At 69.4% G+C, this 26,257-nt stretch carries 27 protein-coding genes and 4 pseudogenes; 15 read left to right on the plus strand and 16 right to left on the minus strand.

Annotated features, from left to right (window positions below; genetic code table 11):
- Positions 1-59: 59 nt before the first annotated feature.
- A pseudogene (locus tag ACFY0P_RS50450) lies at positions 60-215 on the minus strand (IS5/IS1182 family transposase); the annotation flags it as partial.
- Here ACFY0P_RS50450 and ACFY0P_RS50455 point away from each other — a divergent pair.
- Positions 214-348: pseudogene (locus ACFY0P_RS50455) on the plus strand (IS5/IS1182 family transposase); the annotation flags it as partial. The pseudogenes ACFY0P_RS50450 and ACFY0P_RS50455 overlap by 2 nt on opposite strands.
- Positions 345-890, plus strand: a complete 546-nt coding sequence (locus ACFY0P_RS50460; protein WP_388929243.1) for a hypothetical protein — start codon at positions 345-347, stop codon at positions 888-890. The pseudogene ACFY0P_RS50455 and the gene ACFY0P_RS50460, both read left to right, overlap by 4 nt.
- On the opposite strand, the gene ACFY0P_RS50465 is transcribed toward ACFY0P_RS50460, so the two are convergent.
- Positions 850-1,272, minus strand: coding sequence for a hypothetical protein (locus ACFY0P_RS50465; protein WP_388929244.1), 423 nt, complete (start codon positions 1,270-1,272; stop codon positions 850-852). The two genes, ACFY0P_RS50460 and ACFY0P_RS50465, sit on opposite strands and share 41 nt — an antisense overlap.
- A gap of 164 nt (positions 1,273-1,436) precedes the next feature.
- On the opposite strand from ACFY0P_RS50465, the gene ACFY0P_RS50470 reads away from it, so the two are divergent.
- Complete coding sequence (locus ACFY0P_RS50470; protein ID WP_388929245.1) at positions 1,437-1,640, plus strand: transposase; 204 nt, start codon at positions 1,437-1,439, stop codon at positions 1,638-1,640.
- 6 nt (positions 1,641-1,646) lie between these two features.
- Complete coding sequence (locus ACFY0P_RS50475; RefSeq protein WP_388929246.1) at positions 1,647-2,291, plus strand: transposase; 645 nt, start codon at positions 1,647-1,649, stop codon at positions 2,289-2,291.
- A gap of 16 nt (positions 2,292-2,307) precedes the next feature.
- On the opposite strand, the gene ACFY0P_RS50480 is transcribed toward ACFY0P_RS50475, so the two are convergent.
- Both ACFY0P_RS50480 and ACFY0P_RS50485 read right to left on the minus strand, forming a co-directional pair.
- On the minus strand, positions 2,308-2,784 hold the full coding sequence (locus ACFY0P_RS50480) for a hypothetical protein (protein ID WP_388929247.1): 477 nt from the start codon (positions 2,782-2,784) through the stop codon (positions 2,308-2,310).
- Positions 2,785-2,891: 107 nt separating this feature from the next.
- Complete coding sequence (locus tag ACFY0P_RS50485) at positions 2,892-3,071, minus strand: TetR/AcrR family transcriptional regulator C-terminal domain-containing protein (protein WP_388929248.1); 180 nt, start codon at positions 3,069-3,071, stop codon at positions 2,892-2,894.
- 23 nt (positions 3,072-3,094) lie between these two features.
- On the opposite strand from ACFY0P_RS50485, the gene ACFY0P_RS50490 reads away from it, so the two are divergent.
- On the plus strand, positions 3,095-3,298 hold the full coding sequence (locus tag ACFY0P_RS50490) for a hypothetical protein (RefSeq protein WP_388929249.1): 204 nt from the start codon (positions 3,095-3,097) through the stop codon (positions 3,296-3,298).
- Positions 3,299-3,503: 205 nt separating this feature from the next.
- Here ACFY0P_RS50490 and ACFY0P_RS50495 read toward each other — a convergent pair whose 3' ends face one another.
- The 7 genes from ACFY0P_RS50495 to ACFY0P_RS50525 form a co-directional block, all read right to left on the minus strand.
- Positions 3,504-4,181, minus strand: coding sequence for a 4-carboxy-4-hydroxy-2-oxoadipate aldolase/oxaloacetate decarboxylase (locus tag ACFY0P_RS50495; RefSeq protein WP_388929250.1), 678 nt, complete (start codon positions 4,179-4,181; stop codon positions 3,504-3,506).
- A complete protein-coding gene (locus ACFY0P_RS50500) occupies positions 4,178-5,389 on the minus strand; it encodes an aspartate transaminase (protein ID WP_388929251.1) in 1,212 nt (403 codons plus the stop codon). Before ACFY0P_RS50500 ends, ACFY0P_RS50495 begins: the two co-directional genes overlap by 4 nt.
- Positions 5,390-5,393: 4 nt before the next feature.
- Entirely contained in the window at positions 5,394-6,134 is a 741-nt protein-coding gene (locus tag ACFY0P_RS50505) for an SDR family oxidoreductase (protein WP_388929252.1), read from the minus strand.
- A gap of 35 nt (positions 6,135-6,169) precedes the next feature.
- Positions 6,170-7,483, minus strand: a complete 1,314-nt coding sequence (locus ACFY0P_RS50510) for an MFS transporter (RefSeq protein ID WP_388929253.1) — start codon at positions 7,481-7,483, stop codon at positions 6,170-6,172.
- A 77-nt stretch (positions 7,484-7,560) separates the two neighbouring features.
- On the minus strand, positions 7,561-8,553 hold the full coding sequence (locus ACFY0P_RS50515; protein WP_388929254.1) for a biotin-dependent carboxyltransferase family protein: 993 nt from the start codon (positions 8,551-8,553) through the stop codon (positions 7,561-7,563).
- The gene (locus tag ACFY0P_RS50520) at positions 8,546-9,259 is read right to left on the minus strand and encodes an allophanate hydrolase subunit 1 (RefSeq protein WP_388929255.1); all 714 of its coding nucleotides are present in this window, start codon (positions 9,257-9,259) and stop codon (positions 8,546-8,548) included. The genes ACFY0P_RS50515 and ACFY0P_RS50520 overlap by 8 nt, the downstream gene beginning before the upstream one ends.
- Positions 9,256-10,044, minus strand: coding sequence for a LamB/YcsF family protein (locus ACFY0P_RS50525; protein WP_388929256.1), 789 nt, complete (start codon positions 10,042-10,044; stop codon positions 9,256-9,258). Before ACFY0P_RS50525 ends, ACFY0P_RS50520 begins: the two co-directional genes overlap by 4 nt.
- A gap of 257 nt (positions 10,045-10,301) precedes the next feature.
- Between ACFY0P_RS50525 and nac the strand changes: the two genes are divergently transcribed.
- The 4 genes from nac to ACFY0P_RS50545 are packed head-to-tail and all read left to right on the plus strand — an operon-like array spanning position 10,302 to position 14,123.
- Positions 10,302-11,240, plus strand: a complete 939-nt coding sequence (gene nac, locus ACFY0P_RS50530) for a nitrogen assimilation transcriptional regulator NAC (RefSeq protein ID WP_388929257.1) — start codon at positions 10,302-10,304, stop codon at positions 11,238-11,240.
- 55 nt (positions 11,241-11,295) lie between these two features.
- Entirely contained in the window at positions 11,296-12,300 is a 1,005-nt protein-coding gene (locus ACFY0P_RS50535; protein ID WP_388929258.1) for a 2-hydroxyacid dehydrogenase, read from the plus strand.
- Entirely contained in the window at positions 12,297-13,067 is a 771-nt protein-coding gene (locus tag ACFY0P_RS50540; RefSeq protein ID WP_388929259.1) for an SDR family oxidoreductase, read from the plus strand. The genes ACFY0P_RS50535 and ACFY0P_RS50540 overlap by 4 nt, the downstream gene beginning before the upstream one ends.
- A 27-nt stretch (positions 13,068-13,094) precedes the next feature.
- Positions 13,095-14,123, plus strand: coding sequence for an L-idonate 5-dehydrogenase (locus tag ACFY0P_RS50545; protein ID WP_388929260.1), 1,029 nt, complete (start codon positions 13,095-13,097; stop codon positions 14,121-14,123).
- A 332-nt stretch (positions 14,124-14,455) separates the two neighbouring features.
- Here ACFY0P_RS50545 and ACFY0P_RS50550 read toward each other — a convergent pair whose 3' ends face one another.
- The 4 genes from ACFY0P_RS50550 to ACFY0P_RS50565 all read right to left on the minus strand — a co-directional run bounded on the left by ACFY0P_RS50550 (position 14,456) and on the right by ACFY0P_RS50565 (position 18,749).
- Positions 14,456-14,668, minus strand: a complete 213-nt coding sequence (locus tag ACFY0P_RS50550) for a helix-turn-helix domain-containing protein (RefSeq protein WP_388929270.1) — start codon at positions 14,666-14,668, stop codon at positions 14,456-14,458.
- Between the two features lie 76 nt (positions 14,669-14,744).
- Positions 14,745-16,157, minus strand: a complete 1,413-nt coding sequence (locus ACFY0P_RS50555; protein ID WP_388929261.1) for a DEAD/DEAH box helicase — start codon at positions 16,155-16,157, stop codon at positions 14,745-14,747.
- A 253-nt stretch (positions 16,158-16,410) separates the two neighbouring features.
- Positions 16,411-17,103 carry a response regulator gene (locus ACFY0P_RS50560; protein ID WP_388929262.1) on the minus strand — a complete coding sequence of 231 codons (693 nt, stop codon included), beginning with the start codon at positions 17,101-17,103 and terminating at the stop codon, positions 16,411-16,413.
- Complete coding sequence (locus tag ACFY0P_RS50565; protein WP_388929263.1) at positions 17,100-18,749, minus strand: ATP-binding protein; 1,650 nt, start codon at positions 18,747-18,749, stop codon at positions 17,100-17,102. The genes ACFY0P_RS50560 and ACFY0P_RS50565 overlap by 4 nt, the downstream gene beginning before the upstream one ends.
- 98 nt (positions 18,750-18,847) lie before the next feature.
- Here ACFY0P_RS50565 and ACFY0P_RS50570 point away from each other — a divergent pair, with 98 nt between their 5' ends.
- The 3 genes and pseudogenes from ACFY0P_RS50570 to ACFY0P_RS50580 all read left to right on the plus strand — a co-directional run bounded on the left by ACFY0P_RS50570 (position 18,848) and on the right by ACFY0P_RS50580 (position 22,331).
- On the plus strand, positions 18,848-19,834 hold the full coding sequence (locus tag ACFY0P_RS50570) for a Bug family tripartite tricarboxylate transporter substrate binding protein (protein ID WP_388929264.1): 987 nt from the start codon (positions 18,848-18,850) through the stop codon (positions 19,832-19,834).
- Between the two features lie 99 nt (positions 19,835-19,933).
- Positions 19,934-21,379 (plus strand): GntP family permease, encoded by a 1,446-nt coding sequence (locus ACFY0P_RS50575; RefSeq protein ID WP_388929265.1) that lies wholly within the window; start codon positions 19,934-19,936, stop codon positions 21,377-21,379.
- Between the two features lie 160 nt (positions 21,380-21,539).
- A pseudogene (locus ACFY0P_RS50580) lies at positions 21,540-22,331 on the plus strand (transposase family protein).
- A gap of 98 nt (positions 22,332-22,429) precedes the next feature.
- Here ACFY0P_RS50580 and ACFY0P_RS50585 read toward each other — a convergent pair.
- A complete protein-coding gene (locus ACFY0P_RS50585; RefSeq protein ID WP_388929266.1) occupies positions 22,430-23,392 on the minus strand; it encodes a cupin domain-containing protein in 963 nt (320 codons plus the stop codon).
- Positions 23,393-23,461: 69 nt separating this feature from the next.
- Here ACFY0P_RS50585 and ACFY0P_RS50590 point away from each other — a divergent pair, with 69 nt between their 5' ends.
- From ACFY0P_RS50590 to ACFY0P_RS50600, 3 genes and pseudogenes are all read left to right on the plus strand, one after another.
- Complete coding sequence (locus ACFY0P_RS50590) at positions 23,462-24,046, plus strand: type 1 glutamine amidotransferase domain-containing protein (protein ID WP_388929267.1); 585 nt, start codon at positions 23,462-23,464, stop codon at positions 24,044-24,046.
- Positions 24,039-25,004, plus strand: a complete 966-nt coding sequence (locus ACFY0P_RS50595) for an SDR family NAD(P)-dependent oxidoreductase (RefSeq protein WP_388929268.1) — start codon at positions 24,039-24,041, stop codon at positions 25,002-25,004. Before ACFY0P_RS50590 ends, ACFY0P_RS50595 begins: the two co-directional genes overlap by 8 nt.
- Before the next feature lie 26 nt (positions 25,005-25,030).
- Positions 25,031-26,013 (plus strand): annotated as a pseudogene (locus ACFY0P_RS50600) (IS481 family transposase).
- Positions 26,014-26,257: the final 244 nt, after the last annotated feature.

Genomic DNA, 26,257 nt, shown 5'->3' on the forward strand with positions numbered 1-26,257 from the left:
CCGACGCGGAGGCTCTTCTTTCTGAGCGTTTGGTCCGGTGATTCGTGTTTGGTCCCGGGTCAGGTTCCGCGCCAGTTCAGGGTGGCTTCGCCGGTGAGTCTGCGGGCCATGAGGTCGATCACGGCGAGGTGGATCATGGCTTCGGGGCGATGCGGGTGTGTCTCGTAGTCGCGGGCGAGGCGGCGGTGGTGCATGAGCCAACCGATGCTGCGCTTGGTTCGAGATTACGAGCACCGCCCGTCCTCCTCCACCTCGCGTGTCTACTGGGCGATGACCCACGTGATGGCCCGACGCCTGACCGGCGCGAACACTGCCACCTGGCGCGATGCGCAGGCGGTGACGGTGTGAACATCCGGCCCCTGCTCGAAGCGCTCGACCTCCAGGAGGACGCCGCCCGGGCTCTGGCCGACGGCCTCCGCACGCAGATCGACGAACTGCAGGGCCGGCTGTGGGAGGCCGAGACCCATCTCGAGCACCTGGCGATCACCCGGAAGACCGTCATTGCCCTCGCGGACCGACTCCCGGCCCACACTGCTTCGCCGGACCTTCCCGATCACCCGGACTACCCCCGCATCCTTGCCGTCTTCAACAAGGCCACCGGCCCGCTGCGCGCCCGCGACGTCTGCCAGGCCCTCGACCACGAACTGCTGCCGAAGAACATCGAAGGCACCCGCGCCAAGCTGAAACGCCTGGTCAAGCTCGACGTCCTCGCTGAGATCGACTGGCAACTTCACCAGGAAGCAGTAGGCGACCGAACACCGCGACCAGCAGTCCTGACTCGGCCTCACCCGAAAAGGACGTACTCCACGACCCGGCTCCTGACAGGTCAGCCAAGGCTGGTGCCGAGCGTTACTCTGCACCGCTCGACGGCGATCGAAAGCCAGCCATGATCTGGTGCGCGTACTGATCGTCCGGGCCGAAGTCTTGGACCACTCGATGGGCCTCTTGGGGCCGACTCGTCTCGCACAGCAACCGCACGAGGACGTACAGAGCATCGCGATCACCGTCTTCGGCGCGGTTGCGCAGCGCCGCTTCCATCTCTCGCTCGCGAAGCGATCTGTTGAGTCTCCGACGTGCGTGAACATCAGTGAGAGCGCGCTCTGCGAGTTCCGAGAGTCGTTCCGCGCGGGCAAGCAAATCCATATGCCACAGATGGTTGTCGTGCCTGGAGGGATCGGTGGAGTAGCACTCGGCGCGTGCGCTTACCAATGCGATGGCCGCATCCCAATCCGTGCGCTGTTGCGCTGCCCGTGCCTGCTCGAACCACTCCACAGGACGAGTATTGCGTAGCGCTTCCTCGTCGCGGGAGTGGTCACCGACGAACGTCCGCGAGGATCAAGCACCCACCCATGGCTACCAAATACTCTCAAAACGCCCACTTGGACCGCGTTTGAGATCTGCCGTGCCGTGGGGCTGGCGGGGTCGTTGTGCTTGGTGTGAGTGGTCCTGGGGGTGGCTATCGGTCGGATCTGACGGACAAGCAGTGGGTGCTGGTGGATCCGTTGCCGTCGCCGGCGCGGGTGGGTCCCAAGGGTGGGCGTCGGGAGAAGCACCCGCAGCGGCGGATCGTGGACGCGATTTTCTACGTGGTGCGGACCGGGTGTTCCTGGCGGCAGTTGCCGAAGGACTTCCCGTCCTAGCCAACGGTGTACTGGTACTTCAGCTGGTGGCATGACGACGGCACCGTCGAGCGTGTCCACGATGCCCTGCGTGCTCGGGTCCGGCAGGCCGACGGGCGTAATACCGAGCCGAGCGCGGGGCTGATCGACTCCCAGTCCATCCGCACAGCGGACACCGTCCCGACCGCCACCAGGGGCTTGGACGCGGGCAAGAAGGTCAAGGGCCGCAAGCGATTCATCATCACAGACACTCTCGGCCTGCTCATGGCGGTCCACGTTGTCTCCGCGAACATCCAGGACCGCGACGGCGCCCGACGCCCGCTGCTGTGGACCCGCCTCGACCATCCGAGCGTGCGGAAGATCTGGGCCGACCAGGGCTTCGCCGGCCGCCTGGTCGACTGGACAGCCCAGGTCCTCAGCCGCGAACTAGAGATCGTGCGTAAAGACCCCGCTCAGCGCGGCTTCCAGGTCCAGCCCAAGCAGTGGGCGATGGAGCGCACGCTGTCGTGGATCACCGCCCACCGACGCCTGGCCCGAGACTACGAAGCCAGCACGGCCCACTCCGAAACCATGATCCGCTGGGCAATGATCGGCATCATGGTCCGCCGACTCACCCGAGGCCGCTCGGCAACCCGACCAGGTCCTCGACCGCTCTCACGCGCCGCCGGCTGACACAGCGCACGTCCCCTCACGTGTCGTACAAGCCGTCCCACGGCGCGCTGAACCCGAGCCGGTTCGGGTAGAACTCGGCCCAGTCGTCCTGCTCCTCTCCCTCGGGATATTCCCCGTGGCACTCGCTGACAAGGCCGAACAGTGCGCCGTCGACCTCCACGGCGAACGGGGCGATCGCGATGTCTGTGAAGTACCGCCCGGGCAACGCGTCCAGCCACTCGTGCAGGAGCCGCTGCGCGGCTTCCACCATCGGCGCCTTCGCCGGCCCGTCGGCGACCGTTCCGGCTGCGCGGATCCGGGAGTCCAGGTGCCGACCTGCGGCGTCGAACTCGTGCAACACGGAGTACCACCGCCGCACTACCCGGCCATCGACGTCCCGGCCTGCGAAAACACCGCTGACGTGGGCAAAAAACTGGCCTCCGTCCCACTGGCCGATAGTGGACGTTCGGTAGTTCGGCTCATGCCGAATGGGAACCAGGTCAGGCACAGTCATGGCCGCACCCTACGTGCCGACCACGACAGAACGGGGTCCCCCGCGAACGCCGTTGGTGCCGACGGCCTCGATTGCTTAGGCATCAGCTCCTTTGGCGGCGGCGGGACTCAGGCGCTGGTGGACGCCCCTGGTCCAGTCGCGGCGTACCGGGCGGAAATGGTGCGGACGGCCTCGTCGACTACCTGAGCGACGCGTTCGGCGCTCACCTCCCAGCCCGGCACCAGGAGTGTTGGCCAGAAGACGTAGTTGGAGATCATGCCCAGGAACTGGGTGGCTGCAAGGTCCACGTCCTCGACCCGCACCGTTCCGAGTGCTGGAGCGCGATGTCGCCGACCATGACTCGCTCATGTCGGTGCTGAGGCAACGAGGAGCCGATCCGCTGGACCGGTCCGACCGGCGCGCACTCGACCGGGCCGAACTCGACCGCGGTGCCGCGAGGCCGCGCGCCGAGTTCGTCACGGTCCAGGACATGCTCTCCGCGCTGACACGTCGACGAGCATCCGCGATGCCCTGAGCGAGGAGAGCCACGGCAACCGGAATGCGGACTGTCAGACGGCGCGGTCTCTCGGATCCAGAAGGCGTACCTCAAGCATCACCGAATCGCTCTCGTCACGGACTGGCCGCGAGGCGTTCTGTGATTTCGAGCGCGGTCGCCGAGGCCGTTGCGCTGTACCGGTGTCCGAAGTGGGCAGCGGAACGGGGCGGTTGATGGTTCTCGCTCACTCCTCATCGATCACCAGGCCCTTCGCGGCGAGGAGCGGTGTCAGGTTGCAGATGTCGATGACGGTCCGGCCCGCCCGGTAGGCGGAGATGTAGCCCTCCTCGGCGTCGACCCGCTCCTGGGACGCCGCCGCCACGTCCGCGGCGTCCTCGCGGCGCACGACGACGACACCGTCGGCATCCGCGCGGATCACGTCGCCGGGGCGGACGAGCTGGCCGCCGACGGTGACGGGCTCGCACATCGGGCCGACGGTCTCCTTCACCGTGCCCTTGATGCAGACGCTGTGGGAGAAGACCGGGAAGCCGAGGGCCCGCAGGTCCTCGGTGTCCCGGACGCCGGTGTCGGTGACCAGGCCCGCGATCCCCTTGGCCTGGCAGGCGTTGGCGAGGACGTCGCCGAAGGAGCCGGCCTCGGCGTAGGCGCCGGCGGAGACGACGATGACGTCGCCGGAGCGGGCGTAGGCGATGGCGGTCTGGAGCATGAGGTTGTCGCGGGGTGCGCACTGGACCGTGAAGGCGGGGCCGCACACGGACATACGGTGGTCCACGGGCTTGATGGTCGAGTCGAGGGCGCCGAGCCGTCCCTGTGCCTCGTGAATGGTGGCCGAGGAGTAGGCGCCGAGGCGTTCGACGAGTTCCGGGGCGGGGCGGTCGAACTTGGTGCTGACGCGGATCATGACGGCCTCTCGGACAGGGTGGCGCAGGCGGCGGCGATGCGTGCGCAGGCTTCGGTGAGGATCTCCAGGGAGGTGGCGAAGGAGATGCGGAAGTAGCCGGGGGCACCGTAGGCGGATCCGTGGATCACCGCGACCTGCTGGTCCTCCAGGAGATGGCGGGCGAAGTCCTCATCAGTCTCGATCCGGGTGCCCGCCGGGGTGAACCTGCCCAGGTACGGCCGGCAGTCGACCAGGACGTAGAAGGCTCCGCTCGGTGTGGCGCAGCTCAACCCTGGTGTCTCGCCGATGAGTTTGACGACAGTGTCGCGCCGCGTCCGGTAGACGTCGACCGACTCCAGGACGAAGTCCTGCGGACCACCCAACGCGGCGGCTGCCGCTGCCTGGCTGATGGAGGACGGGCAGGAGGACAGCTGCGACTGAAGGGTGTTGATCGCGGCCACCAGATCGGCGGGGCCCGCGCCGTAGCCGATGCGCCAGCCGGTCATGGCGTACGTCTTGGAGACTCCGTTGGTGAGGAACACCCGGTCGACGAGGCGGGGTTCGGCGGCAGCGAGCGAGGAGTGCTCGCCGTCGTCGTACCAGATCTCGTCGTAGATCTCGTCGGTGAGGACACGGACTTGTGGGTGCTCCAGCAACACCTCTGCGAGGGAGCGGAGTTCGCCGGTGGTGTAGGCGGCTCCCGTGGGGTTTCCCGGGCTGTTGAGGACGATCCACCGGGTGCGTTCGGTGAGCGCGGCGCGCAGGCGGTCCGGGGTCAGCTTGAAGCCGTCCGCCTCGGGGCAGTCGACGATGACGGGCGTGCCGTCGTTGGCGCGGACCATGTCGGGGTACGACACCCAGTACGGGGCCGGGATCACGACCTCGTCGCCCTCGTCCAGCGTGGCCGTCAGGGCGAGGAAGATGACCTGCTTGGCTCCGCCGCCGACGGTGATCTGCGCGTCGGTGTAGTTAAGGCCGTGACGGCGCCGGAGCCGGTCGATGATCGCGGCGCGCAGGGCCGGAGTGCCGTTGACCGGGGTGTACTTGGTCTCCCCGGACTCGATCGCGCGGATCGCGGCGGCCTTGACGTGCTCGGGGGTGTCGAAGTCGGGTTCGCCGACGGTCAGGTCGTGGATGGCCAGACCCCGGCTCTTCAGTTCGCGCACGCGCTGCGCCGCCGCCACGCTGGGCGAGGGGTTGATCCGGCGGACCCTCTTGGCCGTGGTCATGCGCTCAGCCCCGGCGCTCGAAGTTGAGGCCACCCGGCACCTGAAAGGTCGGCAGGATCTCGATGTGGCCGATGTTGACGTGCCGGGGTGAGTCGACGGCGAACTCGATGGCATCGGCGATGTCTTCGGGCTTCAGGGACTCGTACCCGTCGTAGAACTGCCGCTGTGCCTCCTCCATGTCGCCGAGGAGCCGGCCGAAGATCTCCGTCTCCACGCGGCCGGGGCAGATCTCGGTGACGCGGAGCCGCTTGCCGTAGCCGTCGACTCGCAGCTGGCGGGAGAGGGTGTGCACGGCCGCCTTGGTGGCGTGGTAGATCGTGTTGCCGCCGAAGTTGTACACGCCGGCGATGGAGCTGATGTTCACGATGTGGCCGAGGTCGCGCTCCACCATGCCGGGCATGAGCAGGCGTACGAGGTGCAGGACGGCCTGGATGTTGACGGCGATCTGCTCGTCGACGGCGAACTCGTCGGCGGTCAGGATGTTGCCGGTGCGCGAGACGCCCGCGTTGTTGACCAGGACGTCGACTTCCAGGCCGTCCAGTACAGCGGTCAGCGCCTGGGTGTCGGTGATGTCGACGGCGTGCGGGACGCAGCCGGTGGCGTCGGCGAGGGCCTCCAGTCGTTCGGCGTTGCGGGCCACGGCGTGGACCTCCAGGCCGCGCTTGGCGAGTCGCTCGACCACGACGGCTCCGATGCCGGTCGACGCTCCGGTCACGAGTGCCGTGCGGTAGTCGGAGATGGGCATGCGGGTGCTCCTTGCTTGCTCGGTTGAGGGGTTGATCAGACGTCGCGCAGGGGCAGGTGGGCCCGGTCCGTGATCCGTGAGACGGCGACGAGGGTGCCGAGCGCGGTGAAGACGGCGTAGTAGGCCGGCATGTGGACGTCGCCGGTGCGGTCGATGAGGTAGGTCATCAACAGCGGGGCGGTGCCCCCGAAGAGGGCGGCCGAGACGTTGTAGCCCAGGCCGTAGGCGGAGTAGCGCACCCGGGTCGGGAAGAGTTCGACGAGCAGGATGTGGATGACGCCGGTGTGTCCGGCGAACACGGCGGCCATGAGACACGCGCCGAGGACGGCGAACGCGACGTTGCCGGTGCCGATGAGGAGGTAACAGGGGAGGCCGGCGACGGCCATGGCGATCGCGGCCCCGGCGATGACCTTCTTGCGGCCGAGACGGTCGGAGAGCCGCCCCATGTACGGGATGGCCAGGCAGATCACGACGAGGCTGGAGGCTGTGACGAGGAGGCCCTGGACCTTGCTGAAGTCGAGCTCGCTGCTCATGAAGGTGGGCATGTAGCTGAACAGGACGTAGTAGCCGGAGCCGTTCATCAAAGGGATGAACAGGGCGAGCAGCATCGCGCGGCGGTGCTCGGCGGAGGAGAAGGCTTCCTTGAGCGGGTTCCCGGACAGGCCGCCTTCTTGCTGGAGGCGGGTGAAGTTGGGCGTGTCGCTGATCCGCTTGCGGATGTAGATGCCGGTGATGCCGAGCGGTATGGCGAGCAGGAAGGGGATGCGCCAGCCCCAGGACTCCATGCGTTCGGTGCCGAGTCCGCTGGTCATGGCGGCGGCGATCAGAGTGCCGGTGAGCAGGGAGAGGAAGGAGGCGATCTGGGCGTAGCTGGTGTAGAGGCCGCGTTTGCCCTCGGGGGCGTGTTCGGCGAGGAAGCTCATCGCGCCGGACGCCTCACCGCCGACCGAGAAGCCCTGGGCGACGCGGAGCAGGATCAGCAGAACGGGGGCGGCGATGCCGATGCTCGCGTGCGTCGGCAGGACACCGATGGCCGCGGTGGCGATGCTGATCAGCATGATGACGAAGACCAGCATCCGCTGGCGGCCTATGCGGTCGCCGAGGTGGCCGCAGATGATGCCGCCGAGTGGGCGGAAGAAGAACGACACGGCGTAGCCGAGGAAGACGAGTTGGACGGCGTTCTCGGAGCCGGGGAAGAAGACGGCGGCCAGGGTGCCGGCCATGAAGCCGAAGATGCCGTTGTCGTAGAGCTCGGCGAAGATACCGACGCAGCCGGCGAGCGTGATCTTCCGTGCTGTTCTCGGGTCGACGGTGTTGGGAACAGGTTGAGCGGCGGCCACGGTGCTCATGGCGTCTCCTGACGTGTGCAGGGCGGGGATGAGGGGGCTCGGCTCGGTGCGGGCGGGCCAGTGGGGGCAGCCGGGTGTCAGCTGCCGACGGGGAGTGGGATACGGAGGGTGTCGAAGGCGGTGCGAACCCGGACCGCGAGTGCGTCGATCGCCGTGCGCCGTGCTCGGTGTGCGGAAACCGCCTGGGCGAGGGTGCGGTGACGGAAGCGGACGCTCTGACCGGGACGGACTTGGCCGAGGGCGGAGAGTCCGGTGGCGGTGACCACGGCGAGGACGGGATAGCCGGCCGTGACACCGCGGCCGCGGTGCAATACGAGGAGTTCGTCCCCGGTGGGCACTTCTACGGCACCGACGGGCACGCCGCGGGACAGGACCTCGCCGCCGGCGGTCCTGCGGGGCAGCGGGGTGTCGGTGCACAGCCGCAGGCCGATGTGGTTGCTCTGCGGGCTCACGGTGAACGGGGTGCCGTACAGGCGGGAGACGCTGTCGCCGAACTCGGCCCGGTCGGGGCCGTCGGTGACGTCGATGGTGGGGTCGGCGGTGAACCGGGCGACCGGGGCCCGCAGCAGGAAGAGCGGGATGCGCGAGTAGGGGTGGTCCAGGGGCGGGCAGGCCGTGCGCAGGGTGAGTTCGTCACCGGCGCGCAGGGCGGGGCCGAAGCCCAGGATCGTGTCCGGGGCGCAGCTGCCCTGGAGGTAGTCGGCCTCGAACGAACCGAGCACGGCGAGGTAGACGCGCAGCCCGACGTGGATGTCGGTGACGCGGAGGGTCTCACCGGCCCGGAGGGACAGCGGCTCCCACTGGGAGCGGGCCGTGCCGTCGACGGTCAGCCTTGCGGGCGCCCCGGTGACGGCGACGAGGATGTCGGTGGTTGGGGAGCACGCGAAGTCGAGTGCGGTGATCTCCAGCAGCGGGACGCGTTCGTCGTTGCCGCACAGGACGTTGGCGACGCGCGCCGAGTACTGATCGAGGGCCCCGTTGACGGGCAGGCCGTGGTGGGAACGGCCGACGCGGCCGAGGTCCTGCACGGTGGCCAGGCCCGCGGTCTTGATGGTGAGGGTGTCAGCCATGGCAGGCCGCCAGGGGCAGGTCCACGAGGTCGTCCCAGTTGTCCGGGGGGATGGGGACGAACCGGAAGATGTCACCGGGGCGGTAAGGGGTCAGCGGGTCGTCGTGCAGGTCGAGGACGCGGACCGGGGTCCGTCCGAGGAGGGGCCAGCCGCCGGGCGAGGGCATCGGGCAGATCACCGCCTGTCGGCCGGCGACGGCGACCGAGCCGGGGTCGACCCGGGTGCGGGGCGAGGCCAGGCGCGGCACAGGTGCCGGGAAGGGCGGTCCGTCCATCATGGGTGATCCCGCGGGCGCGCCGAGGCAGCGCACGGTGAGATCGGATCCGGAGTGGAGCTTGATCACCTCGCGGTCCGTCAGGCCGAGTTGTGCGGCGACCTGGGGCAGATCGGGTCCGAACGCGCCGCCGTAGACGACGGGGACAAGGAAGCGCCGGGGCGCCACAGCCGGCGCGGGGTCCGTGCCGAGGCGTCCGGCCTGGTGCCACAGGACGCGTCGGACGGTGTCGTGGTCGATGGCGTAGCAGTCGAACTCCACGAGCAGCGCGTCGTACGTCGGCACAAGGCCATGCACACCGTTCAGCCGTACGGCGTCGAGGGCGTCGGCCAGACCGTGGACGAGCCGCCAGGCCCGCTCGGCATCGAGGCCCACCGCTCTCACGACGAGGGCGGAGTCACCGCAGTCCGTGAGGGTGAGGTGCCCGTTCATCCGCGGGCCCCCGTGCCACTCAGTACGTCGTCGAGGCGGGCGATCTCCACGCCCGCAGCGAGGAGTTGCTCGCGGACCCGGCGGGCGAGCGCGAGCGCGCCGGGGGTGTCCCCGTGCAGGAGGACGGTGTCGCAGGCGATCGGCACGTCCGTTCCGTCCACACTGCGGATCACGCCTTCGGTGACCATCCGCACGGTCCGCAGGGCGATCTCGTCCGCGTCGTGGATCACGGCTCCGGGTTCGGAGCGCGGTAGGAGGGTGCCGTCCCCGCGGTAGGCACGGTCGGCGATCCCCACGATGCCCACGCGCAGTCCGCGCTTCCGTGCGGCGTCGGCCAGTTCGCCGTCCTGCGCGAGGACGATCAACGACTCGTCCAGCGAGGCGACGGCGTCCACGACGGCCTCGGCGTAGTCGGCGCGTACGGCGACCAGGTTGCCGAGGCGGCCGTGCGGGGCGACGTGCCGCACCCGGGCGCCGTGTGCGACGGCGAACGCCTGGAGCGCGCCAACCTGGTACAGCACGTCCGTTCGTACCTCGTGGGGCGTTAGATCCATCGCGCGGCGGCCGAAGCCGACGAGGTCGGGAAAGCTGGGATGGGCGCCGACGGCCACCTGCCTCTCGACGCACTGCCGGACGGTGGCGTCCATGATGCGCGGATCGCCGGCGTGGAATCCGCAGGCGACATTGGCGGAGGTCAGCAATTCCAGGAGCGCTTCGTCGTCGCCCATGGTGTAGGCACCGAATCCCTCGCCGAGATCGGCCACGAGATCGACCATGCGGGTCATGACGCCCTCCAGGAAAAGGGAAACGGAAAACACCACCGCCGTCTTCGCAGTGGCGTCTGCGCAGGAAAAGGAATTCCGGGGGCCTGAGCTTCTCCGGCTGTACCGGACAGGCCCCGGCAAGGTGTTTCCCACAACGTAGTGCGCCGCTCGCCCGGCCACCAATACACGTTTACTTTGGCGTTATCGCAGACCGCTATGGCACCGCTCACACCCGCGGCTCCCTACGATGAGGCTCCGCTCGACCGGAGGGCCCGCGCATGGACACCAGACGTCTCTACTCCTTCATCAAGATCGTCGACGCGGGAAGCATCACGCGTGCGGCCGACATCCTGCACATCGCGCAGCCCGCGCTGAGCCAGCAACTGTCGGCGCTGGAGGCGCAGTTCGGGCAGCAGCTGCTCATCCGCAGCAAGCGCGGGGTCGCTCCGACGGAGGCAGGCAGGGCGCTGTACCGGCATGCCCAGCTGATCCTCAGGCAGGTGGACCTGGCGCACGCCGCCGTGGAGATCTCGGGCCGGGCGCCCGCGGGCAGTGTGTCGGTGGGGCTTGCGCCGTACAGCATGGGCGCGGCGCTCGCGCTGCCCCTGCTCAAGAGCGTGCGCGAGCGGTACCCGGACATCCTGCTGCACATCAACGAGAACTTCGGCGGTGTGATCAGTGAGGCGATCATGACGGGGCGGATGGACATGGCGTTCATCTACGGCGCCGGCCCCCTGCGGGGCGTGCAGTTCGAGCCGGTCCGCGCGGAGGACCTGTTCCTGATCGGTGCGCCCGGCGGCGCGGTGCCGCAAGGGGACACAAAGGTCAGCCTGGCGGAACTCGCGGAGGTGCCGCTGCTGCTCCCGAGCCGGATCCACACGATCCGACAGGTGGTCGACTCCGCCTTCCAGCAGGCGTCGCTCAGGCCGCGGGTCGTCGGTGAGGTCGAGTCCGCCCTGACCCTCGTGAACGCCGTGGACGCGGACCTCGGGGCGACCGTCCTGCCCTGGTCGGCGGCCCGGGCGATCCTCGAACTGCGGTCGCTCGTGGTGCGGCGGATCGTGGATCCGGTGATCCAGTTGCAGCTTTCCATGGTGACCTCGGACAATCAGCCGCTCTCCGAACCCGCACTGGCCGTGCACGACCTCTTCCTGGAACTGGTCACCGCTTTCGATGCCCCGGCGAAAACCGAGCCCGGTGATAAGGAGAAGCAATAGGGTCACACCGAACCGGTATTTGCTGCCGTCGCGTGGCATGGTTAGCGTCCTCCCCATGGCCCTCTCCCTGAATAAGCGTGCGCTCGTCACCCGTGCGAATCTGCCCGGCCACGGCCCGGCCCGGCTGTCCGAGGCGGCCGACGTCGTCGCCTGGACGGGGAGCGACAAGCCCTCCTCTGCGGAACTCGCCGGACCGGCATCGGGCGTCGACGCGATCCTGGCCCTGGGCAACGACCCCGTCGACGCGGCACTGATGGACGCCGCCGGTCCCTCGCTGGAGGTCGTCGCACTGGCGAGCATGGGCTTCGACAACGTCGACCGGAACGCCGCCGCCGAGCGCGGCGTCGTGGTCACCCACACTCCGGGGGTGCTCTCGGAGACCACCGCCGACCTCACGTTCGCCCTGATCCTGGCCGCCCGCCGCCGGCTCCCCGCCGCGGGTGCGAGCCTCGCCGCGGGCTCCTGGGACGTGTTCCGGATGGACGACCACCTCGGCCTCGACATCCATGGAGCCACCCTCGGGCTGATCGGCTACGGCCAGATCGGCCGCGCGGTGGGCCGCCGCGCCCTGGGGTTCGGCATGCGCGTGCTGCACCACGACCCGTACGCCACCGGGGACGACGAGTCGTCGACCACGGTGGGCCTGGCGACGCTGCTGGCCGAGTCGGACGTCGTCTCGCTGCATGTGCCGCTCACCGAGGAGACCCGACACCTCGTATCGGTACGGGAGCTGGCCGCCATGAAGCCCACGGCCACCCTCGTCAGCACCTCGCGCGGCGGGGTCGTGGACGAGCAGGCCCTGCTGGACGCCGTACGGTCGGGCCGGCTGCACTCGGCCGGGCTCGATGTCTACGAACGCGAGCCGATGGGGCGGGAGTTGTCCCCCCTGGTGGCGGAGCCGCACATCGTGACGCTCCCCCACATCGGCTCGGCCACCGAGTCCACCCGGGCCGCCATGGTCGACCTCGCCGTCGACAACGTCCTGGACGTCCTGGCCGGCCGTCCGGCACGCACCCCGCTGCCCGGCACCCCGGCCTCGCCCGCGAAGGTCCACGCATGAGCCACCGCCTGTTCGACATCTCCGGAAGGACCGCCCTGGTCACCGGCTCCAGCCGCGGCATCGGCAAAGCCCTGGCCGAGGGTCTGCTGGAAGCCGGCTGCACGGTCGTCCTCAACGGCCGCGACACCACGGCCCTCGAATCGGCCCGCAAGGAACTCGCCGTCGGCTTCGGCGAGTTGGTCCGCGCGGCCGCCTTCGACGTCACCGACCCGGCGGAGGTCGCCAGGGGCGTCGCACGGATCGAGGACGGAGTCGGGCCGATCGACATCCTCGTGAACAACACCGGCGTCCAACACCGCGCCTCGCTCCTCGACTTCACGGACGAGGACTGGCACCGGCTGCTCGCCACCAACCTCACCAGCGCGTTCCTCGTCGGCCGCGAGGTCGCCCGGCGGATGGCTCCCCGGGGCCACGGCAAGATCGTCAACATCTGCTCGCTGCAGAGCGAGGCGGTCCGGCCGGGCATCGCCCCCTACTCGGCCACCAAGGGCGGCCTGAAGATGCTCACCAAGGGCATGTGCGCCGATCTCGGCCCGCTCGGCATCCAGGTCAACGGGATCGGCCCCGGCTACTTCGACACCGAACTGACCTCGGCGCTCGTCGCCGACGACGAGTTCAGCGCCTGGGTCCGCAAACGGACCCCGGCCGGCCGCTGGGGCGACGTCCGCGACCTTGTCGGCGCCCTGATCTTCCTCGCCTCCCCTGCCTCGGACTTCGTGGCCGGGCAGGTGCTGTACGTCGACGGCGGCATGCTCTCCGTCCTGTGACCCCGTCCTACGACCTCTAGGAGTCCCATGCAGGCGTGTGTCATCCATGGAGCCGGTGATCTGCGGATCGAGGAGCGGCCGTACGACGGTCCTGGTCCCGGCGAGATCGCGGTCACCGTCGCCCTCGGTGGCATCTGCGGATCCGACCTGCACTACTACCGCCGCGGGCGGGTCGGTGACTTCACCCTCCGCGAACCGATGGTCCCCGGCCACGAGATCGTCGGCCACGTCGCCGCCCTCGGGGCCGGCGCCACGGGACCTGCCGTGGGCACCCCGGTGGCCGTCCACCCGGCCACCCCGTGCGATCGGTGCGCCGAATGCTCCGCCGGCCGCCGCAACATCTGCGTCGACACCCGCTACCTCGGCAGTGCCGCCCGTACCCCGCACGTCCAGGGCGGCTTCGCCCGGCTCATCACCACGCCTGCTGCACAGATTCGCGTGTTGCCGCCCGAACTCAGCTTGGACCGTGCCGTGTTGGCCGAGCCGCTGTCGGTGGCCCTGCACGCCGTGCACCGGGCCGGTGACGTGGCAGGCAAGCGGGTGCTGGTCACCGGGGCCGGGCCGATCGGCTGCCTGGTGGCCGCCGTCCTACGTCACCGGGGCGCCGCCGGCGTGGTCGTGAGCGACCTCCTCGACACCCCGCTGCGCATCGCCGCGGCCTCGGGCGCCACGGCCACAGTCCGCGCCGACGCACCCGACGACGTGCACTGGGCGGACCCGTTCGACATCGCCGTCGAGGCGTCCGGGTCACCCGCGGGCCTGCGGACCTGCGTCGAGCGGGTGCGCCGCGGCAGCAGAGTCGTCCTCCTCGGTCTGCTGCCGCCCGGTGAGGTCCCCCTGCTCGGCAATGTCGCCGTGACCCGCGAACTGGAACTGTGCGGCGCGTTCCGCTTCGACACCGAGTTCGACGAGGCGCTCGCTCTGCTCGCCCGAGGGCTGCCCCTCGACGCGATCGTGACCCACACGTTTCCGCTCTCCGAGAGCCGGGCCGCCTTCGACATCGCCCACGACCGAACCGTGGCCTCCAAGGTCCTGCTGGACCTGGGCGGAGCGTGAGCAGGCAGGTACGCGCTGGCCTGTCTGGATTCCCTGCTCGCGGACAGGCCGCTGCCGGAACGTATGCCGCGGTACCTTTTCGACGCCCGGCATGGACGGGCCGTCCGGCAGGCTAGGTGGGCGCCTCCCGGGGGCATCGCCCGCGACATCGCCGTGTGCGCAGCGGATGCGGTGCGCCTGGCGGAGAGCCCGAGCCCGATCGCTCGGCAGCCGGAGCCGGTCAGCAGGCTTTCTGGCGCACAGCCGGGTACAGCCAAGTTTCCGAGGGCGACTCCTGTGACCGCGCCCCAGCCGCAGGTCAGCGAGAAGGGAAGCAGCGGCGCGCAGACGCATCAGCCGGCCGAGCGCTGGGTGTTTCCACCGCCCTCCTCCCGCTTCCGCCGCCAGCGCCTCACAGACCGCGACGTCACCCGAAACTCCCTCGCCACGACCTCGGTCTTCTCACCGCAAGCGAACCGCTCGGCCGCCTCAAGGCGCAGCCGCTCCCGCTTCTCCTGCTCTTTGGGCGTCAGCCCCCCCCTGCGCGTACCGCATGACGACGTCATACCGCAGCGTTCAAGAACCTCACGGGCCACCGGACTCCGCGGGTGCAACCTGAGTAAGCGTTCCGGGAAGCCGGGCTCAGCCGCCGCGCCGCACCCGGGCGGCCTCGCGGGCCTCCGCGAGCTTGCGGGCCTCACTGCTCTTGCGGGACGGCCTGCCGCCGGAACCGCTCCTCGCGTCCTTGGTGCTGCCCAGGCCACGGAACGGGGCGTTGTGGTTCTTGGGGCGCGGTGCGGCCGGCCCTCCGTCGAGGGGCTTGCCGGAAGGGGCCCTGGCGCCGGTGATCCGGCTCAGTTCCGCCTCCCCTGACCGCACCTTCGTCACCTTGGGGGCGACGTCGGCGTCTGCCATGACCTGGCTCGTCTCGCGGCGCTGTCCCGACAGAACAAGTGTCACCACGGTGCCGGAGCGGCCGGCCCGGGCCGTGCGGCCGGCGCGGTGCAGATAGTCCTTCGGGTCAGTGGCCGGGTCTACATTGACCACAAGGTCGAGGTCGTCGACATGCAGGCCGCGTGCGGCGACGTTCGTCGCCACCAGGGCACTGACCTGCCCGTTCTTGAACTGGGCCAGGGTCCGGGTGCGCTGCGGCTGGGACTTCCCGCTGTGCAGGGCGGCTGCGGCCACGCCGTTGGCCCGCAGATGCCGGGTGAGCTGGTCGACGCCGTGCTTGGTGTCCAGGAACAGCAGGACGCGGCCGTCCCGGGCGGCGATCTCCGTCGTCACGGCGTACCGGTCCGGGCCGTGCACGACGAGGACGTGGTGCTCGATCGCGGAGACCGCGCCGGACGAGGGGTCCACGGAGTGCACGGCCGGGTCGCGCAGGTAGCGCCGCACCAGCTGGTCGACGTCGCGGTCCAGGGTGGCGGAGAAAAGCATGCGCTGCCCGTCGGGCCGTACCTGGTCCAGGGCTTCGGTGACCTGCGGCAGGAACCCCATGTCACACATCTGGTCGGCCTCGTCCAGGACCGTGATGCGCACCTGTCCCAGCCGGCAGCCCTTGCGGTCGATGAGGTCGTGCAGCCGGCCGGGCGTGGCGACGACGATCTCGGCGCCGTCCCGCAGCGCGGCGGCCTGCCGTCCGATGGACACCCCGCCGACCACGGTGGCGAGCCGCAGTCGCAGCGCCGCGGCGTAGGGGGTGAGCACCTCGCCGACCTGCTGCGCCAGCTCCCTGGTGGGCACCAGCACGAGCGCCAGCGGCTCCTTGGGCTGCGCGCGCCGCCCGGCCGTCCCGGCGAGCATTCCCAGGCCGAAGGCGAGCGTCTTGCCGGATCCGGTGCGGCCCCGGCCCAGGACGTCCCGTCCCGCGAGCGCGTTCGGCAGTGCCGCCGCCTGGATGGGGAAGGGCACTGTCACACCGTGCTCGTCGAGCACCCGCAACAGCTCGGCCGGCAGCCCCAGCTCCGCAAAGGACGCCGCCGGAGGCAGAGCCGCGGTGGCACCCGACACCTCGTTCTGCTGCTGGGCATCGACACGTGCTGATTCGCTCACAGAAAGCCTTCCTCCAAAGGGACCGTACCGAGGAAGGCGCGGCGGGGACGCGGCCACCGGCCAGGGACCCCGCACCGGGCACCGACACAGCGACGCTGCAAACGCTCTACGCTAGCACGGAGTGCAGCGCCCGCCCGAGCCTCCCGTGGCCGCGCCGGTCAGCCCCGCAACGACAGCTGGACCCGCCTGTGCCGACCGTCCCGACGCGCTGCGCCGATGCCCGCGTGAACGTACGCTCGGCAGCACCCGTCTCTCAGTCTCGCCAGCCATAGCGCCGCTCGGGCCGGCCGGCGGCGCCGTAACGCAGGGAGACATCCGCCGTGCCGGTGGTGTGGAAGTGTTCCAGGTAACGGCGGGCGCTGACCCGGGAGATACCGGTGGCGGCCGCGCATTCGGCGGCCGACAGGGTGCCGTCCGCATCGCGGAGCGTGCGTTGGACGAGGTCGGCGGTCTCCACGCTCAGGCCCTTCGGGAGTCGGGCGACAGCATCGGGGACAGACCCTGCGGACAGAGCCCGGTCGATGTCGGCCTGGCCGCGCACCACCGTGGTGAGAAGCCGGCCGCGCCGTGCGGCGTACCGGTCCAGGCGGGGCTTGAGGTCCTCGTAGTCGAAGGGTTTGAGCAGGTAGTCCACGACACCGTGGCGGACCGCGCCGCGCACGGTGTCGGCCTCGCGCGCGGCACTGATGACCATGATGTCGCATTCGTGTCCCGCGGTGCGCAGTCGCGGGATGACGTCCAGGCCGAAGACATCGGGCAGATAGAGGTCGAGGAGAACGAGATCCGGGCGCAGTTCGTCAACTGCGGTGATGGCCTGCTCACCAGTGCCCGCGGTGCCGACGACCCTGAACGCAGGCACCCTCTCGACGAAGGTGCGGTGGACCCGAGCCACCATGAAGTCGTCGTCGACGACGAGAACGTCGATCGTGCCGGAGGTGTCCGTCAATGTGCTGCTCCTTCCTCGATCGCTTCCGTTGAGTGGCTCACGGACATGCGCGCGGTGAACCGGGCGCCTTCGGCGGTGTTGGTCACCCTGATCTCCCCGCCACGTCGTTCACAGACGAGCTGGGTGAGTGCAAGGCCGATGCCACGCTCGCCCTCCGCGGCGGCCTTGGTGGTGAAACCGTGGTGGAAGACCTCCTGGGCGAGTTCGGGAGCTACGCCCGGGCCCGAGTCGCACACCACGATCTCCACGCTGGACGCGTCCTGCCGGAGTTCGACCTCGATCCAGGGTTCCCGGTCGTCGAGGTCGCTTCCGGCTGCGGCGTCGATGGCGTTGTCGACCAGGTTGCCGACCACAGTGGCCACGTCGGCGGCGTCCTCCGAGGCGAGCCGGCCGAGGGAGGTGACGTCCGAGATCTTCAGGGTGATCCTGCGTTCGGCCGCGAGGGAGTCCTTCGCCATGAGGAGGGCGGCGATGGCGGGATCGTGGATGCGGCGGCCGATGGTCATGTCCAGGGACTGGCGGCGCCGGGTGAGCGCACGGACGTAGCGTACGACCTCGTCCTGCTCGCCGATCTGGATGAGTCCGGAGATGGTGTGCAGCTGGTTGGCGAACTCGTGTGTCTGGGCCCGTAGCAGCTCGGACGTGCTGCGGAAGGAGCCGATCTCGCGTTCCAGCCGAGCCAGTTCGGTGCGGTCCCGCAGCGTGGTGACCGAGCCGAGCAGGCGGTCGTTCTTCGTGACGGTCATCCTGTTCATCACCAGCACGCGACCGTGCCGTATGACCACTTCGTCGGGTCCGTGCTCCGCTTCGGGCCGGGTGCCGGTGAGTACGTCGTGCAGACGGCCGTCGATGCCGAGGTCATCCAGCGTCCGGCCCACGCACTCCTCGGGTAGGTCGAGCAGCTGTCTGCCCACCTCGTTCACCAGGGTGAGGCGCTGCTGGGGATCCAAGGCGACCACCCCCTCGGCGATCCCGTACAGCATCGCCTCGCGATGTTCGGCGAGCCCGGTGATCTCTCGCGGCTCCAGACCGAGCGTCTGCCGTTTGACCCGTCGGGCCAACAGCCAGGAGCCGGCCAGACCGAGCCCGCTGGCGATGCCCAGGTAGGCGAGGAGATAGGAAGACGCACCACTGAGCCGCTGCCACACCGTCGGGGACGCCTCCCCGATCATGACGATGCCCAGGGTCCGCCCCAGGTCACCGCTCGCCGCGCCGAGCACCGGCACCTGCGCCACCAGTTCGCGGCTGCCGTCCCAGGTGAGCGAGCCGGACCAGCCTCGTCCGCGGGCCACCCCCGGTCCGAGCCGCAGCCGGTCACCGATGACCGTCGGGTTGGTCGAACTGACGATGCGACCGGAGGAGTCGGCGATCGTCACGGAGGTGACCCCGGACTGCACCAGCGTGGAATGCGTCAGCGGGGCCAGCGTCTCCTCCGGCGCCGGACGCGGGAGCTGGTTGCGCACCAGTGGATTGGCAGCCAACTGCTCGGCCAGCGCACTCACGCGGCGGCCCTCGACCCGGCTGAAGGTGGCCTCCGACTGAGCGAGCGAGAGCGCCGCGACCGCCAGCAGCACGACCACGACGATGGCGAGCTGCAGCGCCAGCATCTCGCCCGCGAGGGTATGACGCCGAAAACTGGTGACCACAACGAACTCAATCTCTACTGCTGACACAAACTGGGCGGCTCGCACCACGGGCCGCACAATCATGACGTCCATCGCGACGGCTGCGGAAGAGAGGTGCCATGAGAGGTCGCTCGCACGCCCTTCGCGGCGCCCTCCTCGCGCTGTCACTGTTTCTCGTCACCGGGTGCCAGGTGCTGCCCGACGGGGAACCGGCCGACACCGGGCTGCGGATCATGGTTCCGAACACCCCCGGTGGCGGATACGACACCACGGCCCGGACAGTGGCCCGCGTGCTGCAGGAGACCGGCGTGGACTCCGGCGTGCAGGTCTTCAACCTGCCGGGAGCAGGCGGCACGGTCGGCCTGCAGCGCATCGTCAACGAGCGGGGCAACGGCAGGCTCGTCCTGCAGATGGGTCTCGGAGTGATCGGTGCGTCACACGTGGCGCACACGAAGGCGTCCATCATCGAGACCACTGCGCTGGCCCGGCTGGTCGAGGAGGCCGGCGCGGTGGTCGTGCGCCGTGACTCGCCCTACCGGTCGATCGGCGATCTGATCGCCGCCTGGAGAAGGAACCCCCCGCGCTTGAAGGTAGGGGGCGGATCCTCACCCGGCGGACCGGACCACCTGCTGGCCATGGAGTTGGCCAAGGCCGTCGGTATCGGCCCGCACCGGGTCGGCTACGTCGCCTACGGCGGCGGTGGCGGCGACCTGCTGCCCGCTCTCCTCGACGGCAAGGTCGACTTCGCCACCACCGGCTTCGGCGAGTTCCTCGACCAGATCGACGCAAGTCAGCTCAGGGTCCTGGCGGTGACCAGCCCACGACCGATCGACGCACTGCCCGGAGTACCGACCCTCAAGGCGTCCGGCATCGACCTGGTCTTCAGCAACTGGCGGGGAGTCGTGGCGCCGCCCGGCATCAAAGGCGCCGACCGGAAGCGGTGGATCGAAGCGCTGACAGCGATGCACCGGTCCCGGCAGTGGAAAGCGGAACTCCGCCGCCATGGCTGGACCGACGCGTTCACCACCGGCGACGCCTTCGCCGCCTACCTGTCCGAACAGGACACATCAGTGGCCCGTCTCGTCAGGGATCTCGGACTGGACTGACCGGGCTACCGCCCGCCCCTCCTGACACCAGCCGCACCACCCTTCTGCGCTGCGGCTCACTTCGCCATGCCCATCACCTGTCCATCGAAAGGCACCCGCATGACCACGCACACCTGGTGGTTGCTGCTCATCCTCACCATCGCGATCACGGCCCTGATCTACCTCATCAACTCCCGCTTGCGCATCCATCCGTTCGTCGCGCTCATCGTCGTCGCTGTCGGCACCGGCCTCGCCGCCGGCGAGCCCGCCGCCAAACTGGTGGCCTCCCTTGAGGACGGTGCCGGCGGCACCCTCGGGGACGTGGGCATCACACTGGCCCTGGGCGCCATGCTCGGGCGCCTGCTGTCCGACTCGGGCGCCACCGACGCCCTCGCCCACGCCCTGATCGACCGCTCCAGCACCCGCAGGCTGCCCTGGCTGGTCACGGCCGCGGCGTTCGTGATCGGCATCCCGATGTTCTTCGAGGTGGGCCTGATCGTGCTACTGCCGCTGATCTTCAGCGTGGCGCGCAGGCTGGAGGCCCAGGGCGGCACGAAGGGCTCCCCGTACGTCCTGCTCGGCGTACCGGCCATCGCCGCGCTGTCCACCCTGCACGGCATGCTGCCGCCGCACCCGGGACCGCTCACCGCCATGACCGGTCTCCACGCCGACCTGGGCCTCACCATGGTCGTCGGCTTCGTCTGCGCCGTCCCCACCGTGATCCTGGCCGGCCCCGTCTACGCCCGCTGGATCGCGCCGCGCCTTGCCGAGGTTCGCCCGGACGAGGCTCTTGTCGCGCAGTTCACGGGTGCGTCGCAGTCTGTCCGAGAGAAGTCGCCTGTCAGCGTGACGGTCGGCGCTTCGAATGCGTCATCGGCGGATACGGACGTCACGTCCCGTTCCGGGATACCGACCGGGTTGGCCATCACCGCGGTGCTCGTCCCTGTCGCCCTCATGCTGCTGCGTACCCTCGCCGAAACGGTGCTCGACGAGACGAGCACCCTGAGTTCCGCGCTGACCTTCTTGGGCGAGCCCGTCGTGGCGATGCTCGCCGGGCTGCTCTTCGCTCTCGGCGTGACCACTCTGGGCACGGGCCGCTCCGGCGAGGAGGTCCGCGCATCCCTGACGGACAGCCTGAAGTCCATCGCCGCCATCCTGCTCATCATCGGTGGCGGTGGTGCGTTCAAGCAGGTTCTCCAGGACTCCGGCATCGGCGACGCGATCGCCTCCGCCGCCAAGGGGGCGCATCTGAACGTCATTGTGCTGGGCTGGCTGATCGCACTCCTGCTGTCGCTGACCACCGGTTCCGCCACCGTCGGCATCGTCTCCGCCACCGGCATCATCGCCCCCATGGTCAGCGGAGGCGGCCTGGAGGCATCACTGCTCGTGGTGGCCATCGGGGCAGGCTCCCTCGGGCTGAACTACGTGAACCACGCAGGCTTCTGGCTGGTCAAGGAATCCTTCGGCATGGATCTCACTCAGGCCACGAAGACACAGACCGTGGTGCAGACCCTGGTGAGCGTGCTCGGCCTCGGCATGGCGCTCCTCCTGTCCGTGTTCGCCTGACAGCCACCGAGCGGTGTGCATCGTGAAGGTGCACACCGCTCATTGAGCTTCTTCGAGCTGGTCCCTGATCAGGCGACAGGCCGCGAAGCGCAACGAGCGAGGCCCCCGAGCTGTTGATCGAGATGTCTGACGTCTCAACCACGCTGCTCCGGGGGCCTCGTTGGTCGTCCGTCCTGCCGCATTCGACCTGCCCCATGCCCTCGTGGAGGGTGACCATGCTGGCCGTCACCCGTGAGGGCGACCGGCACTGCAAACTCCGCCTGTCCCAGCACGCGATGGTGGCACTGGTGTACCTGCGCGAACACACCACGCTCGCCAAGACCGCTGCCGGGTTCGGGATCAGCGAGTCCACCGCCCACGCCTACACCAGCCAGGTCATCGACCTGCTCGCCGAACGCGTGCCGGGCTTGCCGAAAGTCCTGCGCGAGGCCGACGCGGACTTCGTCCTGCTGGACGGCACGCTCGCCGAGTGCGACCGGGTCGGCGACGGACGGGCCGACTACTCCCACAAGCACCGCAGGCGTGGAGTGAACGTGCAGGTGGTCACCGATCCGGACGGCCGGCTGCTGTGGCTGTCACCCGCGCTGCCGGGCCGGGCTCACGACCTGACCGTCCCCCAGAGGGGGTGCCCCCAGCCCGTACCCACCGGATCATCCGCATCTGCGAGCGCCAGGGCGTCCCCATCCTGGCCGATCTCGCTTATCAGGGCGGCGGCCCCTGGGTGACCACCGGCATCGAACGCAGGCCCCTTCAAGAACTCACCCTCACCGAGAAGACCGTCAACCGGGCCCTGGCGGCGGCACGGGCACCGGTCGAACGCGGCGCCGCACGCCTGAAGTCCTGGCGGATCTTCCGCAGATCCCGCTGCAACCCCAACCGCATGACGCCGATCGTCAAAGCCATCCTCACGCGGCGGGCGTTGGCTTCAGGCGGTCGGCAGGCCCTCGCCTAGGTGTATTGACCACGAGCGTTGTTGACACGCCGTGTGTTTCTTGCTCGACGTCCTCTTCGCTTTAGTGGGTCGTGAAGGTGCCGTGCGTTTCGGTGAGTTCAGGAGCCTGAGCGTGCCTGTCGGCGGTATGTGCCTGGTGCCTGGCCTGTCGCCCGTTTGAAAGCGAGGCTGAATGCAGCCTCTGATCCGTAGCCCACGGACCGGGCGATGGTCGCGATGTTTTGGTCGGTATGGGCCAGGCGGTCGGCGCCGACCTCGACGCGCCACTGCGTGAGGTACTCCAGTGGTCCTTGTCCGACGGCTTTCTTGAACCGGGCGGCGAGCGTGGAGCGGGACACATGGGCGCTGTCCGCGAGCTGCTGCACGGTCCATGGGTGGGCCGGATCCGCGTGCATGGCCCGCAGCGCCGCCGCGGTGACCGGTTCAGTCAGGCCGTGGAGCCAGCTCCTGCCTTGCCCTCCGGTTGCTACCAGGTGGCGCAGTAGGTCGACCAGCATGATCATGGCGAGGTGCTGGGCGATGAGTCGCCCACCGAAACCGTTGTCGCTCATTTCACGGTCGACGCGGTCGAGTGTCCGCTGCACGGCTGGGGCGCCGGCCGCGTTGCGCGGCAGGTGGATGAGCGGGGGCAGCCAGTCCAGCAGAAGCTGACGGGCCCGTCCGTCGAAGACGAAACTGCCGCCGATCAGGCGGGCGGACACGGGCTCCGTCCGGGGGCCGACGACCGCCGAGCGCCGGTTGCCGCCGCGGAAGTACGGATGGGCCGGCTGCGGCAGGACCGCGGCCGAGGTGGACAGGACGAACTCGACCGGCCGCGTCAGCAGGAAGACGTCTCCCGCGCGCAGCGCGAGCGGGTCTTCGCCAGCGACGGTGAGGACGCAGTTCCCCTCGGTCACGGCATTGAACTTGGCGCCGGCCGGCGCCGGGAAGACCAGTGACCAGTCGCCGTGTCCGACCAGTGTGGAGGCCAGCTGGGCCCGTACGCCCGTCAGCGCGAGGACTTCCTCGACGGGATCCAGCGCACTTGGACGATCTATGAACTCTTCTGGACTGCTGACCATATTGCGTCTCCTTTCTGCGATCTAGGTTAGACCGTGAAAGAAGCCATCCCGAAGATCCGGAGCCTGGTCATGTCCGACACACTGCCCGCCGTGGACAACCGCGTCGCCGTCGCGACCGAGGAACCCAGCAGGGGCCGCATCGCAGTCCTGACCGCCGACAAGGTCGAGGAAGTCGAGTTCTTCTACCCGTACTACCGGTTCGTCGAGGCCGGCTACCGGGTCGATGTGATCACTCCCTCGGGCGGGCCGCTCACCGGCTTCCGAGGATTCGGCATCCAGCACACCCAGCCCCTGGCCGACACCGACGCGGCCGACTACCTCCTGCTCTACGTGCCCGGCGGCCTCGCCCCCACGCAGCTGAGGACGGACCCCGCCGCGCTCGACTTCATCCGCGCCTTCGCCACCGCCCACAAGCCGATCGGCCTGGTCTGCCATGGCCCGCAGGTCCTGGTCTCAGCCGGCCTGGTCGACGGACTGCGCCTCACGTCATGGCCCGAGGTCGGCCCGGAGATCGAGGCGGCAGGCGGCACCTGGATCGACGAGCCGGTCATCCAGGACCGCAACATCTTCACCGCCCGCAAGCCCGGCGACCTGCCCGCGGAACTGCACCGCATCATGACCTTTCTCGGCCACCAGGAGGACCACGATGCCTGAGCGCGTCAACACCCCCTTCAGCGCCCGCACAACCGCCGACGAAGTGCTCGAAGGAGTCGATCTGAGCGGCAGGCGGGCCCTCGTCACCGGCGGAGCCTCCGGCATCGGCACCGAAACCGTACGAGCGCTGGCACGAGCCGGCGCGGACGTCACCGTCGCGGTGCGCCGCCCGGACAGCGTCCAGGAACTCGCCACCGCCGCGGAGAAGGAAGGATGGCGCGGCACGGTCCGCGCCGCCCGACTCGACCTGAGCGACCTGCAGTCGGTGCGCTCGCTCACCGCCGCCTGGCACGGACCGCTGCACATCCTCGTCGCGAATGCCGGAATCATGGCCGTGCCCCATCTGGAGCGGACCCGTGAAGGATGGGAACTGCAGCTGGCCACCAACTACCTGGGCCACTTCGCCCTCGCGGCCGGGCTTCACCCCGCCCTCCGTGCGGCACGAGCCGCCCGCGTCGTGGTGGTCAGCTCCGGGGCACACCGTAACCACCCGGTCGATCTCGACGACCCGCAGTTCGAGCACACACCCTATGACCCCTGGGCCGCCTACGGCCGCTCCAAGAGCGCCGACGTACTCCTCGCCGTCGGCATCGCCCATCGCTGGGCCGACGACGGCATCACGGCCAACGCCCTCATGCCTGGCTGGATCACGACCAACCTCCAACGCCACATCGACCTCGCCACCCTGCAGGCGATGGGGGCCGCCGACCAGGACGGCAACCGCATCGAGCAGCCGCACTACAAGACGCCCGCCCAGGGCGCCGCCACCAGCGTGCTCCTCGCCGCGTCCCCACTGCTCCAGGGCATCACCGGCCGCTACTTCGAGGACAACCAGGAAGCACCCGTCATCACAGACGGGACCAGCCCCGGAGTCGCCGCGCACGCCCTGCACCCGGAGACCGCCGAACAGTTGTGGAGCTACGCCGCCAGCGCCCTGCCACCCCTTGACCGCGCCTGATCGCCCGTTCCACGACAGAGGATTCCTTGACCCACCGCAACGCCCGACTCACCATTCACGGCCGACGGCTCCTGGTCGAAAGGGTCAGAGCCGGAAGGCCCGTCACTCACGTCGCCCACGAAATGGGCATCTCCCGCACCACCGCACACAAGTGGGTCCGGCGCTGGCGCGCCGAAGGTGATGCGGGGCTGTGCGACCGCTCCAGCCGACCCCTGACGACACCGAATCGCACGCCCGCCGATATGGAGGAGCGCATCTGCGAGCTGCGGCGCGAGCGCAAGCTCGGCCCGGCTCGCATCGGGCCGATCTTGTCCATGCCGGCTTCGACGGTCCATCGCGTCCTGACCCGCCACCGGCTGAATCGGTTGCGCTGGATGGACCGCCCCACCGGCCAGATCATTCGCCGCTACGAGCGCGAGCGACCCGGCGAACTGGTCCACGTCGACATCAAGAGGCTCGGCAACATCCCCGACGGCGGCGGACATCGGATCATGCCCCGCCAGCAGGCGACCAGCAATCGGCAGGTCACGACCAACGCACGCAAGAGCGGCAGTCCCGTGATCGGCTACGGCTTCGTCCACACAGCCATCGATGATCACTCCCGCCTCGCCTACAGCGAGGTCCTGACCAACGAGCTCAAGGAAACTGCGGCCTCCTTCTGGAAGCGCGCGAACGCCTTCTTCTCCGCGCACGGCATCACCGTTGAGCGCGTCCTCACCGACAACGGTTCCTGCTACAGATCACACCTGTTTGCCCAGACACTCCGCGCAGCCGGTATCACCCACAAACGCACACGCCCCTACCGCCCCAGACGAACGGCAAGGTCGAGCGCTTAAATCGCACGCTGCTTGACGAGTGGGCATACGTGCGCCCGTACGCCAGCAACGCCGAACGCACGGCAGCCCTGGCGGACTTCCTGCACGCATACAACTACCACCGATGTCACACAGCACTCGATGGTCGACCACCCATCAGCCGTGTCAACAACCCTGCAGGGCAATACACCTAGGCCACGGGGGTTGCCCGGCGTCCCAACGCCTTCTCGTTCGCCGCACGCCCGGTCTGCTCTCCAGGGAAACGTGCATCCCCCGTCCTGGATGGCGTCAGCCAGCGTAATGCCGCCCGAAGCCGGCCAGGGCCTGAGGCCGCCCAAGGGCCTGAGGAGCCACGAAGTTTCCGGACAGGCTTCTGACCGTCTATTTCACGCGGCGATTCGCAACTTCTCGAACTCGGCGTGGACTTCGCGCGGAGGG

Origin of the sequence: Streptomyces sp. NPDC001714, assembly GCF_042892755.1 — a bacterium.
In the GTDB taxonomy this organism is placed as follows: domain Bacteria; phylum Actinomycetota; class Actinomycetes; order Streptomycetales; family Streptomycetaceae; genus Streptomyces.

Bases quoted from the DNA above. Each gene is read 5' to 3' on its own strand.
- ACFY0P_RS50480 (WP_388929247.1), bottom strand. From the start codon at position 2,784: ATGACTGTGCCTGACCTGGTTCCCATTCGGCATGAGCCGAACTACCGA.
- ACFY0P_RS50495 (WP_388929250.1), bottom strand. From the start codon at position 4,181: ATGATCCGCGTCAGCACCAAGTTCGACCGCCCCGCCCCGGAACTCGTC.
- ACFY0P_RS50500 (WP_388929251.1), bottom strand. From the start codon at position 5,389: ATGACCACGGCCAAGAGGGTCCGCCGGATCAACCCCTCGCCCAGCGTG.
- ACFY0P_RS50505 (WP_388929252.1), bottom strand. From the start codon at position 6,134: ATGCCCATCTCCGACTACCGCACGGCACTCGTGACCGGAGCGTCGACC.
- ACFY0P_RS50510 (WP_388929253.1), bottom strand. From the start codon at position 7,483: ATGAGCACCGTGGCCGCCGCTCAACCTGTTCCCAACACCGTCGACCCG.
- ACFY0P_RS50515 (WP_388929254.1), bottom strand. From the start codon at position 8,553: ATGGCTGACACCCTCACCATCAAGACCGCGGGCCTGGCCACCGTGCAG.
- ACFY0P_RS50520 (WP_388929255.1), bottom strand. From the start codon at position 9,259: ATGAACGGGCACCTCACCCTCACGGACTGCGGTGACTCCGCCCTCGTC.
- ACFY0P_RS50525 (WP_388929256.1), bottom strand. From the start codon at position 10,044: ATGACCCGCATGGTCGATCTCGTGGCCGATCTCGGCGAGGGATTCGGT.
- nac (WP_388929257.1), top strand. From the start codon at position 10,302: ATGGACACCAGACGTCTCTACTCCTTCATCAAGATCGTCGACGCGGGA.
- ACFY0P_RS50535 (WP_388929258.1), top strand. From the start codon at position 11,296: ATGGCCCTCTCCCTGAATAAGCGTGCGCTCGTCACCCGTGCGAATCTG.
- ACFY0P_RS50540 (WP_388929259.1), top strand. From the start codon at position 12,297: ATGAGCCACCGCCTGTTCGACATCTCCGGAAGGACCGCCCTGGTCACC.
- ACFY0P_RS50545 (WP_388929260.1), top strand. From the start codon at position 13,095: ATGCAGGCGTGTGTCATCCATGGAGCCGGTGATCTGCGGATCGAGGAG.
- ACFY0P_RS50550 (WP_388929270.1), bottom strand. From the start codon at position 14,668: ATGACGTCGTCATGCGGTACGCGCAGGGGGGGGCTGACGCCCAAAGAG.
- ACFY0P_RS50570 (WP_388929264.1), top strand. From the start codon at position 18,848: ATGAGAGGTCGCTCGCACGCCCTTCGCGGCGCCCTCCTCGCGCTGTCA.
- ACFY0P_RS50575 (WP_388929265.1), top strand. From the start codon at position 19,934: ATGACCACGCACACCTGGTGGTTGCTGCTCATCCTCACCATCGCGATC.
- ACFY0P_RS50585 (WP_388929266.1), bottom strand. From the start codon at position 23,392: ATGGTCAGCAGTCCAGAAGAGTTCATAGATCGTCCAAGTGCGCTGGAT.
- ACFY0P_RS50590 (WP_388929267.1), top strand. From the start codon at position 23,462: ATGTCCGACACACTGCCCGCCGTGGACAACCGCGTCGCCGTCGCGACC.
- ACFY0P_RS50595 (WP_388929268.1), top strand. From the start codon at position 24,039: ATGCCTGAGCGCGTCAACACCCCCTTCAGCGCCCGCACAACCGCCGAC.